At 51.7% G+C, this 17,114-nt stretch carries 19 protein-coding genes; 10 read left to right on the top strand and 9 right to left on the bottom strand.

Annotation, left to right across the window (positions count from 1 at the left end; all coding sequences use genetic code 11):
• Positions 1-66: 66 nt before the first annotated feature.
• From pdxH to anmK, 3 genes are all read right to left on the bottom strand, one after another.
• Positions 67-732 (bottom strand): pyridoxamine 5'-phosphate oxidase, encoded by a 666-nt coding sequence (pdxH, locus tag J1782_RS17905; protein WP_217153633.1) that lies wholly within the window; start codon positions 730-732, stop codon positions 67-69.
• A 103-nt stretch (positions 733-835) separates the two neighbouring features.
• Positions 836-1,147, bottom strand: a complete 312-nt coding sequence (locus J1782_RS17900) for an MliC family protein (protein ID WP_152325736.1) — start codon at positions 1,145-1,147, stop codon at positions 836-838.
• A gap of 84 nt (positions 1,148-1,231) precedes the next feature.
• A complete protein-coding gene (anmK, locus tag J1782_RS17895) occupies positions 1,232-2,350 on the bottom strand; it encodes an anhydro-N-acetylmuramic acid kinase (RefSeq protein WP_165058651.1) in 1,119 nt (372 codons plus the stop codon).
• Positions 2,351-2,746: 396 nt separating this feature from the next.
• Here anmK and J1782_RS17890 point away from each other — a divergent pair, with 396 nt between their 5' ends.
• The gene (locus J1782_RS17890; protein WP_152325735.1) at positions 2,747-3,217 is read left to right on the top strand and encodes a glycine zipper 2TM domain-containing protein; all 471 of its coding nucleotides are present in this window, start codon (positions 2,747-2,749) and stop codon (positions 3,215-3,217) included.
• A gap of 112 nt (positions 3,218-3,329) precedes the next feature.
• On the opposite strand, the gene slyA is transcribed toward J1782_RS17890, so the two are convergent.
• Complete coding sequence (gene slyA, locus J1782_RS17885; protein ID WP_152325734.1) at positions 3,330-3,764, bottom strand: transcriptional regulator SlyA; 435 nt, start codon at positions 3,762-3,764, stop codon at positions 3,330-3,332.
• Positions 3,765-3,958: 194 nt separating this feature from the next.
• Between slyA and J1782_RS17880 the strand changes: the two genes are divergently transcribed.
• Genes J1782_RS17880 through J1782_RS17870 form a run of 3 tightly spaced genes read left to right on the top strand, consistent with a single transcriptional unit; the run spans position 3,959 to position 7,104 of the window.
• Positions 3,959-4,183 (top strand): DUF1656 domain-containing protein, encoded by a 225-nt coding sequence (locus J1782_RS17880; RefSeq protein WP_152326335.1) that lies wholly within the window; start codon positions 3,959-3,961, stop codon positions 4,181-4,183.
• 2 nt (positions 4,184-4,185) lie between these two features.
• Positions 4,186-5,043 carry an HlyD family secretion protein gene (locus J1782_RS17875; protein ID WP_165056914.1) on the top strand — a complete coding sequence of 286 codons (858 nt, stop codon included), beginning with the start codon at positions 4,186-4,188 and terminating at the stop codon, positions 5,041-5,043.
• A gap of 9 nt (positions 5,044-5,052) precedes the next feature.
• Positions 5,053-7,104: an FUSC family protein gene (locus tag J1782_RS17870; RefSeq protein ID WP_152325732.1), complete on the top strand. Its 2,052-nt coding sequence runs from the start codon at positions 5,053-5,055 to the stop codon at positions 7,102-7,104.
• Between the two features lie 20 nt (positions 7,105-7,124).
• On the opposite strand, the gene J1782_RS17865 is transcribed toward J1782_RS17870, so the two are convergent.
• On the bottom strand, positions 7,125-8,021 hold the full coding sequence (locus tag J1782_RS17865) for an aldo/keto reductase family oxidoreductase (protein ID WP_165056910.1): 897 nt from the start codon (positions 8,019-8,021) through the stop codon (positions 7,125-7,127).
• Between the two features lie 132 nt (positions 8,022-8,153).
• Positions 8,154-8,393, bottom strand: coding sequence for a DUF1289 domain-containing protein (locus J1782_RS17860; protein ID WP_152325730.1), 240 nt, complete (start codon positions 8,391-8,393; stop codon positions 8,154-8,156).
• Positions 8,394-8,795: 402 nt separating this feature from the next.
• On the opposite strand from J1782_RS17860, the gene J1782_RS17855 reads away from it, so the two are divergent.
• The 3 genes from J1782_RS17855 (at position 8,796) to rnt (ending at position 11,277) form a co-directional block, all read left to right on the top strand.
• A complete protein-coding gene (locus J1782_RS17855; RefSeq protein ID WP_217153632.1) occupies positions 8,796-9,887 on the top strand; it encodes an alkene reductase in 1,092 nt (363 codons plus the stop codon).
• 162 nt (positions 9,888-10,049) lie between these two features.
• Positions 10,050-10,457, top strand: a complete 408-nt coding sequence (gloA, locus tag J1782_RS17850) for a lactoylglutathione lyase (RefSeq protein ID WP_152325728.1) — start codon at positions 10,050-10,052, stop codon at positions 10,455-10,457.
• A gap of 136 nt (positions 10,458-10,593) precedes the next feature.
• Positions 10,594-11,277, top strand: coding sequence for a ribonuclease T (gene rnt / locus J1782_RS17845; RefSeq protein ID WP_152325727.1), 684 nt, complete (start codon positions 10,594-10,596; stop codon positions 11,275-11,277).
• 112 nt (positions 11,278-11,389) lie between these two features.
• Here the strand turns inward: rnt and J1782_RS17840 are convergent, their stop codons facing one another.
• The gene (locus tag J1782_RS17840) at positions 11,390-11,731 is read right to left on the bottom strand and encodes a Grx4 family monothiol glutaredoxin (protein WP_015697793.1); all 342 of its coding nucleotides are present in this window, start codon (positions 11,729-11,731) and stop codon (positions 11,390-11,392) included.
• Between the two features lie 463 nt (positions 11,732-12,194).
• On the opposite strand from J1782_RS17840, the gene J1782_RS17835 reads away from it, so the two are divergent.
• A complete protein-coding gene (locus J1782_RS17835; RefSeq protein WP_165058649.1) occupies positions 12,195-13,097 on the top strand; it encodes a C40 family peptidase in 903 nt (300 codons plus the stop codon).
• 164 nt (positions 13,098-13,261) lie between these two features.
• On the opposite strand, the gene J1782_RS26565 is transcribed toward J1782_RS17835, so the two are convergent.
• Positions 13,262-13,351 (bottom strand): YnhF family membrane protein, encoded by a 90-nt coding sequence (locus J1782_RS26565; protein WP_104922526.1) that lies wholly within the window; start codon positions 13,349-13,351, stop codon positions 13,262-13,264.
• Between the two features lie 333 nt (positions 13,352-13,684).
• On the opposite strand from J1782_RS26565, the gene purR reads away from it, so the two are divergent.
• Positions 13,685-14,710, top strand: a complete 1,026-nt coding sequence (purR, locus tag J1782_RS17825) for an HTH-type transcriptional repressor PurR (protein WP_104922527.1) — start codon at positions 13,685-13,687, stop codon at positions 14,708-14,710.
• Between the two features lie 36 nt (positions 14,711-14,746).
• Here purR and punR read toward each other — a convergent pair whose 3' ends face one another.
• Complete coding sequence (gene punR / locus J1782_RS17820; protein WP_165056908.1) at positions 14,747-15,652, bottom strand: DNA-binding transcriptional activator PunR; 906 nt, start codon at positions 15,650-15,652, stop codon at positions 14,747-14,749.
• A gap of 136 nt (positions 15,653-15,788) precedes the next feature.
• On the opposite strand from punR, the gene punC reads away from it, so the two are divergent.
• Positions 15,789-17,000: a purine nucleoside transporter PunC gene (gene punC, locus J1782_RS17815; RefSeq protein WP_217153631.1), complete on the top strand. Its 1,212-nt coding sequence runs from the start codon at positions 15,789-15,791 to the stop codon at positions 16,998-17,000.
• Positions 17,001-17,114: the final 114 nt, after the last annotated feature.

The raw sequence follows: 17,114 nt of genomic DNA, 5'->3' as shown, positions 1-17,114 counted from the left end.
ACGGGGAACGACATAGAATAAAGCGCTCGTCGTCCGAGCGCTAGGGAATCGCGTATTTTTTCATGGTTAGGGGGCGAGGCGGTCTATTTTCCAGCCAGTTTCTGTTTCTGCTTCATCGCGCTGATAGATAAACCGGTCGTGCAGACGATGTTCGCCGCCCTGCCAGAATTCCATCGAATCCACTTTCACGCGAAAACCGCCCCAGAAGCTGGGAAGCGGGACTTCGCCGTTGCTGAATTTTTGTTTGAGTTCGAGGAATTTGCTTTCCAGCACGCCGCGCGCGGAGATACGGCTCGACTGCTGCGATACCCAGGCGCCGATCTGGCTGTCTTTCGGGCGGCTGGTGAAATATTTCATGACTTCCAGCGTCGAGAGGCGTTCTGCCTGACCGAGGACGATGACTTGTCTGTCCAGCATATGCCACGGGAACAGCAGGCTGATGCGGGAATTGTTCGCTAACTGCTGCGCTTTGCGGCTGCCCAGATTGGTGTAGAACACCAGCCCTTTTTCGTCATAGTGCTTTAAAAGAACGATACGTTGAAACGGTTGCCCGCGTTCGTCAACGGTCGCCACAACCATCGCCGTCGGATCCGCCAGACGCGCATCGCAGGCCTGCTTCAGCCAGTGTTCAAACAAAGGAAGCGGTTCGGAAGTTAGATCTGCGCGACGCAACCCGCCGCGCGTGTATTCACGGCGCGAGTCCGCAATATCAAATTCTTTGTTATCAGCCATATGGATTCAAATGCGTCTCTGAGGAAGGTAAAACGCATTGTGCACCCGACGCGTCAGGATCTCAACGTTCCTGACGCAGGGTTTTGGAAAGCGGAAAGCGAGGCTATTTCTGGACGCAATCGTCGATAATGACGTTATCCCCGCGCTGGACGAAGGCCTGATTGCCTTTTGACCAGAAGGTATAGCGGCCATCGCTGTAACGGGTTCCTGAGGCGGCTTCGACCTGTTTGAGTTTCAGCTGCTCGCCATCCAGCACCATGCTTACCTGCTGTGCCGGTTTATCCAGCGTGACGGTCAGTGGCAACGTGCCGCACTGATAATGTAATTCTTCCGTCGGGCTTTCAGCCTGATGACTGAACTGGCTGCATCCTGCCAGCGTTAATCCGGCTAACGAAGCGATAATCGCCTTTTTCATGTGGTGCTCCCTGTAGGTTCTGGTTTACCTCCGTTATGTACCACGCCAGATGGCGCAGCACATTGAGATAAAACCGAGAACGCATCAGGGACGGCTTGAAACCACCGGATAAATCGCGCCAAGCACAGTTTCGCGGCTGGCACCGGTCACGGACGGCAAATTACCCGGCTGGCCGGATAACGTTCTGAATGCCAGCCACGCAAACGCCAGCGCTTCCATATCATCACCGCTGATACCACAGGAATCCGTAGTGCAGACTTCAGTGCCCGGCAACATCGCTGAAAGCCGCGCCATCAGTAACGGATTACGTGCGCCACCACCGCACACCATCAGGCGATCGCAGCCGCCGGTCAGCTGAACCTGTTCGGCGATGCTTACTGCCGTCAGTTCGGCCAGCGTGGCCTGAACATCTGCGGGGGCAATTTCCGGTGATCGCGCGAGCTGTTTTTCCAGCCACGCCATATTGAAATATTCACGCCCGGTGCTTTTCGGCGCAGGCTCCGCAAAATAGGGATCCGAGAGCATCTGCTGAAGCAGACGCAAATTGACCCGCCCCTGACCAGCCCATTCCGCACCTTTATCGTAAGGCCGGGCTTTATGACGCCAGATCCACGCATCCATCAGCATATTGCCCGGCCCGGTGTCATACCCGCGCACCGGTTGTCCCGGCAAAAGCATAGAGAGATTCGCAATGCCGCCTATGTTCAGGATCATCCTGCGCTCAGCAGCGTCAGACAGTAATGCCTGATGAAACGCCGGAACCAGCGGTGCGCCCTGCCCGCCCCACGCCATATCGCGGCGGCGGAAATCGCCCACGGTAGTAATACCGGTCATGGCCGCAATACGGTTGTTGTCGCCAAGCTGCATCGAAAAAGTGGTTTTGCCTTTAGGCTGATGCCAGACGGTCTGCCCGTGGCAGCCGATCGCTGTGACTTCGTCCGCAGAGATGTTGGCACTTTTCAGTAAGCCTAAAACCGCTTCGCCGAATAAAATTCCCAGCTGAGTATCGAGCTCGCCGACCTGTTCAAGCGTCACCTGTTGCCCCTGGCACATCCCCAAAATGGCATTTTTTAGCGCCAGAGGAATGGGATGAGAATAGCTCGCCTGCTGCGCCACCATGCGTTCGTCAATGGCGGCCAGCACAACATCAACACCATCGAGACTGGTGCCGGACATCACCCCGATATAGCGACCTGACTTCATAGATAACATCCCCAACTCCTCAGGAAAAACGTCCGACAAAGTAATAGCCACAGAGTAATCGGTATTTAGAGAGCAGCGCCATGAGTTACTGAATTTTTTATTACGTCGTGTGATGACTTCGTGTTTTTCTTGTTACGGTTTTTTATTTTTAAAAATAGGTGCGCTGCAATAATCGCCAATAACAACATTAAGCCAGAAATTTTGATTTAACGGATGGCTGTCTAAAACTTAAACCTGCGTTTATTATTAGTTGAGTCCCTCTCCTGTATACTGGAGATAGTGAAGTGAATTTCTGTTATGACACCCTCGACACTGATGTTGAACTGTGTACTGTTTTTTCTCTGTTGCTGCCGCTACTCTGAAAGATGTGCAGTAGCATAAAAAAAGGAGCTCTTTATGATTAAGCGTTTACTCGTCGTCGCCCTTGCCGGTGCAACCCTTGCTGGCTGCGTCAACGATAATTCTCTGTCTGGCGATGTTTACTCCGCATCTCAGGCTAAGCAAATTCAACAAGTTACCTACGGGACTATCGTTTCTGCACGTCCAGTACAGATTCAGGGCGGAGATGATGCGAACATCGTCGGCGCTTTGGGCGGAGCGGTGCTCGGTGGCTTCCTGGGTAACACTGTCGGTGGCGGTACTGGCCGCAGCCTGGCAACCGCCGCTGGTGCTGTTGCCGGTGGTGTAGCCGGTCAGGGCGTTCAAAGTTCTCTTAACCGTTCAAACGGTGTGGAACTACAAATCCGTCGCGATGACGGCAGCACAATCCAGGTTGTTCAGAAAGCCGGACCGACCAAATTCAGCGTCGGTCAGCGTGTGAGCATGGCAAGCAGCGGCAGCACCATTACTGTCTCTCCTGGTGCCTGATAGCTTTCCCCGCAAAACAAAAAACCGAAGCCAATGGCTTCGGTTTTTTTTATGCGCCCTGCTTTTCCGGCAGAGCAAATACAACGCTGTGTGACGTAAAAAAACTCAATTCTTATGATTTGCTTTGCAGGGAAGCGATATTTTTTTCCAGCCGGGACAGCATTCCGCCCAGTTGTTCAATTTCTGCAGACGACATCCCTGACAAAATTTCTTTGCGCGTGGAATCAATCACCGACTCCATTTCACTGATGATAGGTTCCGCTTCTTCAGTCAGCTTGATGCGTTTAGCACGGCGATCGCTGGCACAAGTCTGACGGGTAATCAGTTTCTTTTCTTCGAGCTGATCCAGCGTGCGGACCAGAGAAGGTTGTTCAATCCCAATGGCTTTTGCGAGCTGAATTTGAGACTGTTCAGGAGGTAACATATTGATATTGTGCAGTGTTACCCAATGTGTTTGCGTGAGTTCCAATGGTTTTAGCCGATCGTCAATCAACGCACGCCAGGCACGAACTAATCGTGCTAGATCTGACCCCAGATTCGATTCCAATTATCCCCTCCTTATAATTAGCATGCTAAGATAACTCCCCAGAGTTTAGCTTAGTTTTAGGAACTTTAATCGAGAAATTACAATTCTATATATAATGGTAGGTACTATTGCATCCGGAAGCGGGTCGCCTGCTTCCAAAGGTAAACTTGTTTATAACACAATCACTGGCAGAGATTAATATTGTGAATGCGCAAATGTTTCACTCAGGCTTCCCCTTACCGGATCTGGTCCTGGGTGCCTCACTTTATTTCCCCCCAATGTTCAAAGCATTTTTACTGGGGCTGGTTTTCTGGCTTCTGATACACCGGGTTCTGCGTGATTGGATTTATTCTGGTGAAGTGTGGCATCCCACCCTGATGGATTTATCCCTTTTTGTTATCTCTATTTGTGCCGCACTGATGCTTATGGTGAACATCTAAAAATGAAATTTAAGACACTCAAATATTTCTCTACCGTGCTGGTTTTTGCGGTCGCTATATGTGCGGGCTGGTGGATGTGGAATTACTATATGCAATCGCCGTGGACGCGAGACGGCAAAGTTCGCGCCGAAATTGTCGACATCACGCCTGAGGTTTCCGGACGGATTATCGACATCAATATCCATGATAATCAGTTCGTAAAAAGTGGAGACCCACTGTTCAGCCTGGATCCGGTTCCTTTCAGGATCGCTGTCGATAATGCACAGGCGGCGCTGGCAAAAGCGGCGGCAGATCTAGCCAAAGCAGAGCATGAGGCAACGCGCCGTCGCGGTCTGGGCACTAACGTTATTTCTGCCGAGTCGCTGGATGAATCGAATATCAGTGCCAAAGCTATGCAGGCTGCTTATCAGGCTGCGCAGGCGTCCTTAGAACAGGCAAAATGGAATCTGAGTAAAACCAATATTGTCGCGCCGACTGACGGTTATATAACCAACCTGCAAACCCGCAAAGGGAATTACGCCACCACGGGCACTCCGCTGGTGGGGCTGGTAGATATTCATTCTTTTTACGTACTCGGCTATTTCGAAGAGACGAAACTAAAAAGTATTCGCGAAGGCAGCCAGGCTGATATCACTTTATTTAACGGGAATATTCCGCTTCAGGGGCGCGTCGAAAGTATTGGCCGCGCCATTTATGACCAGAGCCTGGATACGCCGTCGGATTTACTGATGAACGTGAAACCTAATGTGCCGTGGGTTCGTCTTGCACAGCGCGTTCCGGTGCGGATTAAGCTGGAAAATGTCCCGGAACATGTCGTTCTGGTGGCGGGTACCACCTGCACTATTTCCATCCGTGATTAAGGCCCTGCCGTGAACTTTTCCTGGCTCGAGTGGAAAAATACGCCGTGGGGCAAAGCGACCGGCGGCCAATGGCGATACGCATTGCGCAATTCTATCGCCATGATCCTGGCGCTGTATATTGCCTTTGAATTCCAGATGGATGAGCCTTACTGGGCACTGACCTCCGCGGCAGTCGTGAGTTTCCCCACCGTTGGCGGCGTTATCAGTAAAAGTATCGGACGTATTATTGGCAGCCTGCTGGGGGCGGTGGGCGCAGTTTTTATCGCCGGACACTGTCTGAATGAGCCGTGGCTGTTTACGTTTTCTATCGCCGCCTGGCTGGGTGTCTGTACGTATATTTCCAACCACTATCAAAATAACGTTTCGTACGCCTTCGCGCTGGCCGGTTATACCGCGGCGATCATCGCGTTTTCGACCGTAGACGTGACCGACACGACGCAGATTTTTGATATCGCTCAGGCACGCGTCGGGGAAGTGATCACCGGTATTTTGTGCGGCGGTTTCATGATGATGGTTCTGCCGAGCACCTCTGACGGCGACGCCCTGCTCACTTCCCTGCGAAAAATGCACACACAGTTACTGGAGCACGCGCAGTTGTTGTGGCGGGCCGAAATCAATGAGCAGATCCGTACTTCGCATGAAGGATTGATCGGGCAAATCCTGACCATGAATCTGCTGCGCATTCAGGCTGTCTGGAGCCATTACCGCCTGCGCCGGCAGAACAACGTACTCAATTATTTGCTGCATCAGCAACTGCGCATGACAAGCTACATTTCCAGCCTGCGCCGGATGCTGCTGAACTGGCCCCATCCGCCGGAAAATCTGGCCGACGTATTAACCGTTTTACTCGATGAACTACGCAAACCGGACACCGATAAATATAGGCTATCAAAAATCCTTCAGTGCATTAAGCCTCATGACACTGCAGATTTTCGCCATCAGGCATTCTGGAAGCGGCTGCGTGATTTTTGCTGGCTTTATTTGCGCAGTGAACGCTGGTTGCGCCGCGTTGAAAATGCCAATGCCGCAGAAGCAGAAATGCTGCAACCGCCAAGAATCAGCCATCTCGCTCAGCATACTGACACCGTTGAAGCTGCTTATAACGGTCTGCGGACGTTCCTGTGTATTGTTATCGGATGTGCGTTCTGGATGACCACGCAATGGGATTCCGGTGCCGGTGCCGTGGCGCTGACCGCAGTGAGTTGCGTGCTTTATTCCTCAACCGCATCGCCCATCGGCAGCATCACGCTGTTAATTAAATCGCTCGGCCTGTTATTCATTGGCTGTTTTTTACTGAAATTCGGCCTGATGGTACAAATCGATAATTTCTGGGTGTTCTGCGCATTCTTCCTGCCGATGCTGGTGACCATGCAGATGATGAAGCTGCAATACAAAAGGTACGCCGGATTGTGGGGCCAGATGATCGTGTTTATGGGCTCGTTTCTGGCCGTCACAAACCCGCCGGACTTTGATTACGGATCGTTTATGAATGACGGCGTCGCCAAAATTGCGGGCGTCATGCTGGCGGGGATCGCGTTCCAGGTTTTACGCCCAAGTTCGGATAAACGTAAAAGCCGTCGCATTATTCGCGCCCTGCGCCGCGACTTTATGGATCAGCTCAGCCGTAAACCTTCTCTGAGCCATTTCCAGTTTGAATCCCTGATTTACCACCGGATGAATCAGCTGAATCAGAGTAAAGACCAGATCTCGCGTACCTGGCTGCTGCGCTGGGGGGTGGTGCTGCTCAATTGCAGTCACATCGTCTGGCAGCTACGCGAATGGGAAACGCGATCCGACCCGCTTTCTGCGGTACGTGATGTCTGTATTCATTGTCTGAAAGGCGTGATGACGGAGCGTGGCGTCAGCCATGCAAATCTGGATGGTACGCTGGCTGAATTACTGCGTATGAGTGAATCACTGGCGCATCATCCTGAACCGGCGGCGCGCGATCTGGCGGGAGTGATCTGGCGTTTATATTGCTCGCTGTCACAGCTGCAACAGGCGATTTCAACGGATGACGGCCCGGCGGATCCTGCGCTTGCTGCCACAAAACCCGCCTGACCGTTAAGACTCAAAACGGGTTACGGAACATCGTAACCCAGAGCCGCTTTACGGATGCGGAACCACTGCTGGCGCGTCATCTCAAGCGATAATGATTTCAGTGCTGACGCCACGCGTTCGATTTTGCCCGAACCGATAATCGGCAACGGCTGTGAAGGCAGACGCATCACCCACGCATAAACCACCTGTTCAATGGTGTCTGCACCGGTTTCATTGGCCACGGCCTGAAGCTCGTCACGCAGCGGCTGGAATTCTGCCTCGCTGAACAGACGACCGCCGCCCAGACAGGACCACGCCATCGGTTTGATACGCAGCTGCTGGCAGAGATCTAAGGTTCCGTCGAGAATAGCGGGCTGATGAATCGGAGAAATTTCTACCTGATTGGTGACCAGTGAGAACGGCAGGCGCGACTGCAAAAGGCTGAACTGCGCTGGCGTAAAATTGGAGACACCAAAGTGTTTCACTTTGCCGCTTTTATGCAACTGCGTGAACGCTTCTGCCACTTCGTCGGCATCCATCAGCGGATCAGGGCGGTGGATCAGCAGTAAATCCAGCGAATCCGTATGGAGATTGCTCAGGGATTTCTCAGCGCGTTCAACGATATATTTATGATCGGTAATGTAGTGACCAATCTTGTTGTCAGGGTTTGCTTTAGTCGCGATACCGCATTTGCTCACCAGCTGCATTTTTTCGCGCAACGACGGTTTCAGACGCAGAGCCGCGCCAAACGCCGCCTCACACTGATAATCGCCATAAATATCCGCATGATCGGCGGTCGTGATACCCAGCTCGATATGCTGCTCCATAAACGCCAGAACCTGCTGCGGCGTCATATTCCATTCCATCAGACGCCAGTAACCGCAAATCAGTTTTGAAAAAACCGGGCCTTGCGGCGAAATCGGAGTACGTGCTTCCATTATGATTCCCTTAAGTTTTTCGTATTTTCAAGCGACAGAATACACAACGTCTGTGATGCTGTATTGATGCGAAGCGGAAGAATTGCAAAGAAGCAGACCGCCATCACGACCCTGACAATCTGCGTTACGTATTCAGAACAGTTCGGGTTGTTCCGGCAGCGGTTCGTCCGGCTGTTTTCCGGCACGTTGCTGCCGCGCTAAGCGTTGCTGACATAAGCGCAGCACGTGGCGTTTTTCCGCATCGGTCATTTTCATCCAGCCAAAACGTTCTTCGCGGCTGCGCAGGCAACCACGGCAATAACCACGTTCATCGGCCTGACAAATTCCACGGCACGGACTGGGGATGTCGAAAAACTCAAGCTGCTGGGCCACACGCCCTCCGCAAATAACGGTGAACTTTTATTCAAGACGTTTTCTCGCCATCCCGCAAGATGATTTATCACCCGATGTCTCAATCTTCAAATATCTGCAACACGGCGCTGCTACCTTACGCGTGGCTGTTTATTCTGTCTGAAAACAGCCCTACTGTTTCCCCGACATCGATAAGAAAACAGATGTTTGCCCTCACCTCAGCCGGCACCCGCCGGCTCTTTTTTCTTCATTTTTCGCCCGCACAGTGATACTACGCAGGGTAAGTTTTTTCGAAAAGGCACCGTGCGCGTAGTCACAAGCGCCCCGGATACGATAGAAAGAGCCATGAATAAACGGTCGTATGCGGGGAGTGCGCTCCATAATGTCATACCGATCAATCCCATAATTTCGGAGTTACTCAAAATGACTAAGCTTTTCACCCCTCTTGTTGTTGGTAAAAACACTCTGCCAAACCGCGTGTTTATGGCTCCACTGACCCGCCTGCGCAGCATTGAACCGGGTGATATCCCGACGCCGCTGATGGGTGAATATTACGCACAGCGCCACAGCTCCGGCCTTATCATCACCGAAGCGACACAAGTTTCCTTCCAGGCGAAAGGTTACGCGGGCGCACCCGGCCTGCACACGCCGGAACAGGTTGCGGCCTGGAAAAAAATTGTTGCCGGCGTGCATCAGAAAAACGGCCACATCGCCGTACAGCTTTGGCACACCGGCCGCATTTCGCACAACAGCGTTCAGCCGGACAACCAGACGCCGGTTGCGCCCTCAGCGGTCAATCCTAATACGCGTACCAGCCTGCGTGATGAGCAAGGCCACGCCATTCGCGTCGATTGCCCGACACCGCGCGCGCTGGATCTGAGTGAAATCCCAGGCATTGTGAATGATTTCCGTCACGCAGCAGCCTGTTCAGCAGAAGCCGGTTTTGATTACATCGAACTGCACGCGGCGCACGGTTATCTGTTGCACCAGTTCATGTCTCCGGCCTCTAACCTGCGTGAAGACCAGTACGGCGGCAGCATTGAAAACCGTACGCGCCTGACGCTCGAAGTGGTAGACGCCGCCATTGACGCCATCGGAGCTGATCGCGTCGGTATCCGTATTTCCCCGATGGGCCCGTTCAACGGCCTCGACAACGGTCAGGATCAGGAAGAAGCGGCAATCTATCTGCTAGATGAACTTAACAAACGTAAACTGGCCTACCTGCACATTTCAGAACCTGACTGGGCGGGCGGCAAACCTTACACCACAGAATTCCGCGAAGTGATCCGCGCGCATTATCAGGGCGTGATTGTCGGTGCCGGTGCGTATACCGCAGAAAAAGGCGAAGAGCTGATCGAAAAAGGTTACATCGATGCCGTGGCGTTTGGCCGCAGCTACATCGCCAACCCGGATCTGGTCGAGCGCCTGAAATCACATGCGCCACTCAATGAACCAAAACCTGAAACCTTCTACGGCGGCGGTGCTCAGGGCTATACCGATTACCCAACGCTGTAATCAATAATTAATTTTTACACCTTCTTTGCGGCAGCCGATGCCCTCCGGTTGCCGCTTTTTTTGGTCAGTCATTCAGCAACTGATTGCCGTTTTACGGACAAAACGGTCACTATCAGTTAGGCTTGAAATAATAATCATCATGCTGCGAATAAAGAGGAAATTATGCGTTTACTCCATACCATGCTTCGCGTCGGCGATCTGCCGCGTTCAATCAGCTTTTATACCGACGTTTTAGGCATGCGACTGCTGCGTACCAGCGAAAATACAGAGTACAAATATTCACTGGCCTTCGTGGGTTACACCGAAGAAAGTGAAGGCGCCGTGATCGAGCTGACCTACAACTGGGGCGTAGACAGCTACGACATCGGTACCGCCTATGGTCACATCGCGCTGGGCGTAGATAACGTTGCGCAAACTTGCGAAGACATCCGTAATGCGGGCGGTAAAGTGACGCGTGAAGCGGGCCCGGTTAAAGGCGGTTCAACCATCATCGCGTTCGTGGAAGATCCGGATGGCTACAAAATTGAATTGATCGAATCAAAACATGCCGGTCAGGGTCTGGGAAATTAATCCTTTGCAATAATGGCCTTAACCGCTGACAGGGGCGCTGATGCGCCCTTTTTTATTGCCAATTTCTCCGTGCCCCTGTAACGGGTGACAAAATTTGTCATAATGCGCGCTGAATTCGATGAAGATTAAGAAGCTAATGGCCGAGAATAGTGACATTAACGCCCTGAAAGGTCGTTTTCGTGGTTTTTATCCCGTGGTGATTGATGTGGAAACCGCCGGATTTAATGCCAAAACTGATGCCCTGCTGGAAATTGCCGCGATCACGCTGAAAATGGATGAGGACGGCTGGCTGCAAAGCGACGAGACCGTACACTTCCACGTTGAGCCTTTCGAAGGCTCGGTGCTGGTGCCGGAAGCGCTGGCTTTCAACGGTATTGATCCGACCAACCCGTTGCGTGGTGCGGTCAGTGAATACGAAGCGCTGCACGAGATTTTCAAAGTTATCCGCAAAGGGATGAAAGAACAGAACTGTAACAGGGCGATTATCGTGGCGCATAACGCCAATTTTGACCACAGTTTCCTGATGGCCGCTGCCGAACGTGCGGGGCTAAAACGCAATCCTTTCCATCCGTTTGCCACCTTTGATACCGCCGCGTTAAGCGGGCTGGTGCTCGGGCAAACCGTGCTGGCGAAGGCCTGTATCAGCGCCGGTATCGTGTTTGACAGCAGTCAGGCGCATTCCGCCCTGTACGACACTGAACGCACAGCAGAACTGTTTTGCGAGCTGGTGAATCGCTGGAAACGCCTCGGCGGCTGGCCGCTGGCACTGTCTGCGGATGAAAACGAAGTGGAAGAAGCACCGGAAGAAAATCAGCAATAATTTTCGCGGCTTTCATGCAGTCGAAATGACAAATAAAAAGAGCGACATAATGTCGCTCTTTTTTTACCGGTAACCCCGGGTCAGGCTGCCGGTATTTCTGAATCGCCCTGAATTACTCTTCAGAGGATTTGTATTTCTCAGCCGTTTCTTTGATCAGCTGTTGCAGTTCACCGCGCTGGAACATCTCAACCACGATGTCGCAACCGCCAACCAGCTCACCATCAACCCACAGCTGCGGGAACGTTGGCCAGTTAGCAAATTTTGGCATCTCAGCACGAATATCCGGGTTCTGCAGGATATCAACGTAAGCGAAACGCTCGCCACACGCAGACAGCGCCTGAACAGCCTGTGCTGAAAAACCGCAGCTTGGCAGTTTTGGAGAACCTTTCATGTACAGCAGAATCGGGTTTTCAGAAACTTGCTTCTGAATTTTTTCAATCGTTGGAGTGGTCATTTCTTGCTTCCTCAAGCCGGTACAGGCTGTCACGGTCATTACTCTTCACGCGCAGCACACAGAGACGGTGTGCAATCACAATGCTTTCTATTGTAACGATGGCTGCCACCAGATAAAAACGCCAATTTTTGTGGGGTCTTTCTCAATACTGGCATTTCGCTAAACAATCTTCTGCGCTTGCGTTCAGGTTCACATATTTAAAGATTCATCGAGAATAACATTTTTGCCGTTCCACGATAATGTCAGATTTGCAAAATCCCATTCTTTAACTTAAATAATAACATGATGAAAAGTGGTTATTTTTTTGACTAAAAATGGCGGTTATTTCGACATAAAAAAAGCTATTAACTTTTTCTCACAATATGATCTAGAATCGAGGCAATTCGTGCTTTTTTGTCTCGTTCTTTTAGGCAATACTCTGACATCCCTGATGTTTAACCCTACCACTCATGGTAACGAAGCTATGCGCTTACTGTTCACGCTTTTTGTGCTGCTCTTTACCCAGCTGTTTCTGAATATGGCTCATGCGTCGCCACAGACTCGTGTCGCGGCCGACCAGCGAAAGAGTCATGTTAACCAGGTCACGCCGGAAGAACGCCGAAAGCGAAAAACGGCAGCCGCGAAAACCAGCAAGAAAACCAAAGTCGCGCCGGTTTCAGAACCTAAAACTCAGGAAAAAAATTCGAAGAAGAAAGTCAAAAGCACCGAACTGGTTAAGCGAAAGACGTCTTCTGAAAAAACAGTAAAAACGACGCGGGCCGAGAGTAAAAAAGAAAAAACACTCAAGACAACCCGGGCCGAGGCGAAAGCAGGGAAGGAAACGAAAAACCGCTCTCTCGCTAAAAACAGCAGTGAAAAGGCCAGTAAAAAAGAAGCGTATGGCCGCCACCGCAAAGGCAAAAAGTTACGTGAAGAAGACAGTAAACCGATAACGCTCAGCGCAACACACAAGAAACGTTATCAGCACGCACAACAAACCGCGATGACCAAGCTGATGCACCAGGTCGGCAAACCTTACCGCTGGGGCGGAACGTCACCGAATACAGGTTTCGATTGCAGCGGACTGGTTTACTACGCATACAAAGATTTGATCCGTATTAAAATGCCCCGCACAGCGAATGAAATGTACCACTTGCGCGATGCGGCCCCGGTCAAACGGGGTGAATTAGAATCCGGCGATCTGGTTTTCTTCCGGATTAATAACCGCGGCGCCGCAGACCATGTCGGTGTTTACGTAGGAAACGGGAAGTTTATCCAGTCACCGCGCACCGGCGAAGACATTAAGATCACCTCACTGGGTGACGATTACTGGCAAGATCATTATGTAGGCGCACGACGGGTAATGACCCCTAAGACGATCCGATAATAAACAATTCGTTAAGTCTGAAGTTTCGCTAATCAGCCATTGAATAGCATTTAACGAAGAGTTTCTGCAGGGAAGAGTATCGGCGGAATGGGTGACTGCGTAAAATTGAAAAGGGCGATTCCTGTTATAGGTAATCGCCCTTTTTATTGCGGCTTTCGCGCAAATCAGTTCATCACTGCGGTGAAACTGAAAGCAATAATCACGAGCAAAGCGCAGACCGTAGTGATCAAAGAAAATTTCAGGTTGCTGTCCATTAAACCCCCTTACGGATCAAATTGTGGCGTTCGTATAGCCACACTGAATGTGTGCCAACGCATTTTCTCATAATTCGCATTGAAAATCTTGTGCTGAATGACACCAGGTTCATGACAATTTTACTTCCACTTTCCTGCATTATAAGTGAAAATTGTCGGTTACCACGCCTGTGTGCCGGTCGATTTCACCCGAGAGCATTTCACGCCTCACTCTGAAGAATCCACCCAACGATTTCACTGCCCTTTTCGAAGTCAGCAGTTAAATCCACGCAAGCAAACGATTAACATAATGCTAACGTGCTGAAACACGTGAGCACAGGAGTCATTTTTTACATGGCAACGATTAAAGATGTCGCAAAGCGCGCTGGCGTTTCCACCACAACCGTGTCGCACGTCATCAATAAAACCCGTTTCGTCGCCGAAGAAACCCGAGCCGCGGTTCTCCTTGCAATCAAAGAGTTGCACTATTCTCCCAGCGCTGTGGCACGTAGCCTGAAGGTCAATAACACCAAAACAATCGGTCTGCTGGCAACGTCCAGTGAAGCGCCCTACTTCGCCGAAGTGATTGAGGCCGTGGAGAACAGCTGTTTCTCAAAAGGCTATACGCTGATTTTGTGTAACTCACACAATAATCTGGAGAAGCAACAGGCCTACCTGCAAATGCTGGCGCAAAAACGCGTCGACGGTTTACTTGTGATGTGCGCGGAGTATCCGGACGAATTGCTGAATATGCTTGAAGAATACCGCTCTATCCCGATGGTTGTGATGGACTGGGGCGAAGCGCGTAAGAATTTCACCGACAGCATTATCGATAACGCGTTTGAAGGCGGCTATATGGCCGGACGTTATCTGATTGAACGCGGTCATCGCGATATCGGCGTGATCCCTGGGCAACTGGCGCGAAACACCGGCGGCGGCCGTTTCCAGGGCTTTGTGAAAGCACTGACGGAAGCCAATATTCCTCTTCGTGAAGAATGGGTCGTTCAGGGCGACTTTGAGCCGGAATCGGGCTATCAGGCCATGCACAAAATTCTGATGCAGAAAAACCGCCCGACGGCTGTATTCTGTGGCGGTGACGTGATGGCGATGGGGGCAATCTGTGCCGCCGATGAACTGGGCCTGCGCGTACCGCAGGATATTTCCGTGATTGGCTATGATAACGTGCGTAACGCGCGCTATTTCTCACCGGCACTGACGACAGTTCATCAGCCAAAAGAACGTCTGGGCGAAATGGCCTTTACCATGCTGCTGGACAGAATTATCAGCAAACGCGAAGAGTCGCAGACCATTGAAGTGCATCCCAAACTGGTTGAGCGCCGTTCCGTGGCCGACGGCCCGTACCGCGATTACCGCCGTTAACTTTCAATAAACGCCTGTGCCACAGGCGTTTTTTTGTCAGTCGCGCAACCATTCCCGGTTCATCGTTTCCGTGTCTCCCATGTATTCCAGCAGCCACGCCAGCGAAGGCGACGGATTGCTCTGATCCCACGTCAGGCAGCACGGGCTGTCCGGAAAGGTATTTTCCAGCGACAGTACCTGTAATTTTTGCTGTTCAATCAAGGGTGTCACGCGGTGAACCGGCATCATGCCAACACATAAACCTTCGTTCAGACATTCCAATGCACACGTCCAGTCGGGAACCACCAGCCGCCGCTGGTTATCCAGCGTCCAGGTATCGCGTTTCGGCAATGTACGCGATGTATCTTCCAGGCAAAGCGCCGGATAAGGCCGTAACTGATCGTCACTCAGTATTCCCTGCGTCTGGGCCAGCGGATGTTGCGCGCTGACCACACAATGCCAGTCCATAAAACCCATATCGCGGAAATTGAACCGTCCACCGACGGGGATCGCCCGCGTCGCGCCGATGGCGACATCCGCCCGCCCGTCGACCAGCGCGTCCCAGACACCGTTAAAGACTTCCGAATGAATGATGAGTTCGGTATCAGGGAAATGGCGATAGAAATCCAGCACCAGCCGCCGTGTCCGCGCAGGTTTAACGATACGGTCAACGGCAACCCGTAATTCTCCGCGCCAGCCATTGGCGACCTGCTGACACTGGCGGCGGGTCGCTATCATTTTTTTTGTCAGAACCCGCGCTTCGTCGACAAAAACTTTACCGGCAGGAGTCAGAATAACGTCGCGATGTCTGCGTTCAAACAACGGAACGGCCAGCCATTGTTCAAGCTGGCGAACGGTGTAGCTGATGGCAGAAGGAACCCGGTGCAAGTCCTGCGCGGCAGCGCTAAAACTGCCTGTTCGGGCGACGGCATCGACCACTTCAAGAGCATATTCTGACCACATCGTTTAGCCTTCAATATTTTTGATAGCAGATTGCAAATATTAGCGTTTCACAAGCCTGTTATCAAAGCGTTAAACTCCGCATCCGATACGATTTCCGCGTCAAATCATCTGCAATAAATAAATTAAAGAGACAATAATGAAACCCTCACTTGGATTTATGCTCTATCTTGCCGGGCTGAGCATGCTTGGCTTTTTAGCGACCGATATGTACCTTCCGGCCTTCAGCGCGATGCAAAGCAGCCTGATGACCAGCCCGGGCATGATCAGCGCCAGCCTGAGTATTTTCCTTGGCGGCTTTGCCATCGGTCAGCTGTTGTGGGGGCCATTGTCCGACAAGATTGGCCGCAAGCCGGTATTGCTGATTGGCTTAGCGCTCTTTGTCGTCGGTTGTCTGGGCGTGCTATGGGTTGAGAATGTCCGCGCCCTGCTGGCGCTGCGTTTCCTGCAAGCTGTCGGCGTCTGTGCCGCCGCCGTCACCTGGCAGGCGCTGGTGGTAGATCGCTTTTCTGCCGATGTTGCTAAAAAAACCTTTGCCAGCATCATGCCACTGGTTGCGCTTTCCCCTGCTCTGGCACCTTTGCTGGGCGCCTGGGTTCTCAACCATTTTGACTGGGAAGCGATTTTCGTTCTGCTGACCGCCGTAGCCGTTATCTTGCTTATCACCACGTCCACACTGCGCGAAAATGCGCCAGAGGTTCATGCTCCTGCTGATAAAACCGGTTTCGCGAAACTTCTCGCTTCCCGGTTTTACAGCGGTAACGTGATGATTTATGCCGCCTGCTCTGCCGGCTTTTTCGCGTGGCTGACCGGTTCCCCGTTTATTCTCAGCGACATGGGGTATTCGCCGGGTGTGATTGGCCTGAGCTATGTTCCACAGACCATTGCTTTCCTTCTGGGCGGTTTTGGGTGTCGTGTGCTGATCAGCAAAACGGATGGGAATAAGATCCTGCCGTGGCTGCTGGCAGGTTATGGCGTCAGTGTGGCGGGTTTGTTCGGCGTGGCTATATTTACTGATGCGAGTCTGGTGAGTCTGTTAATTCCGTTCTGCCTGATGGCTTTGGTGAATGGCGCGATTTATCCCATTGTCGTCGCAAATGCATTAATGCCATTTCCTGCTAATACAGGTAAGGCCGCGGCGTTGCAAAATACACTGCAGTTGGGTCTATGTTTCCTCGCGAGTTTGCTGGTTTCCGCATTTATTGTGCAACCACTCATGGCGACAGTCACCACGATGCTGTCTACACTACTGTTGGTAGTTTTAGGCCGCTGGCTGTCACTGCGTCAGGAAGAAGTGCAATCCGGTGAACAGGAACCGGTGCAGAAACAGCAGGCACGGAATGCAAACTAATAGTGATAATGACTTTAAGTAACAATCACTTAATGGACATTTACATTCGTAGTGATTAACTATTGAGAATGCCAGCCAGCGAGCCTATACTCAACTGAACCCAATAAAATAGCA

Origin of the sequence: Rahnella sp. BCC 1045, assembly GCF_019049615.1 — a bacterium.
GTDB lineage: Bacteria > Pseudomonadota > Gammaproteobacteria > Enterobacterales > Enterobacteriaceae > Rahnella > Rahnella contaminans.
Note: the sequence above shows the minus strand (reverse complement) of the source record. Positions and strands in the feature narration are given on the sequence as shown.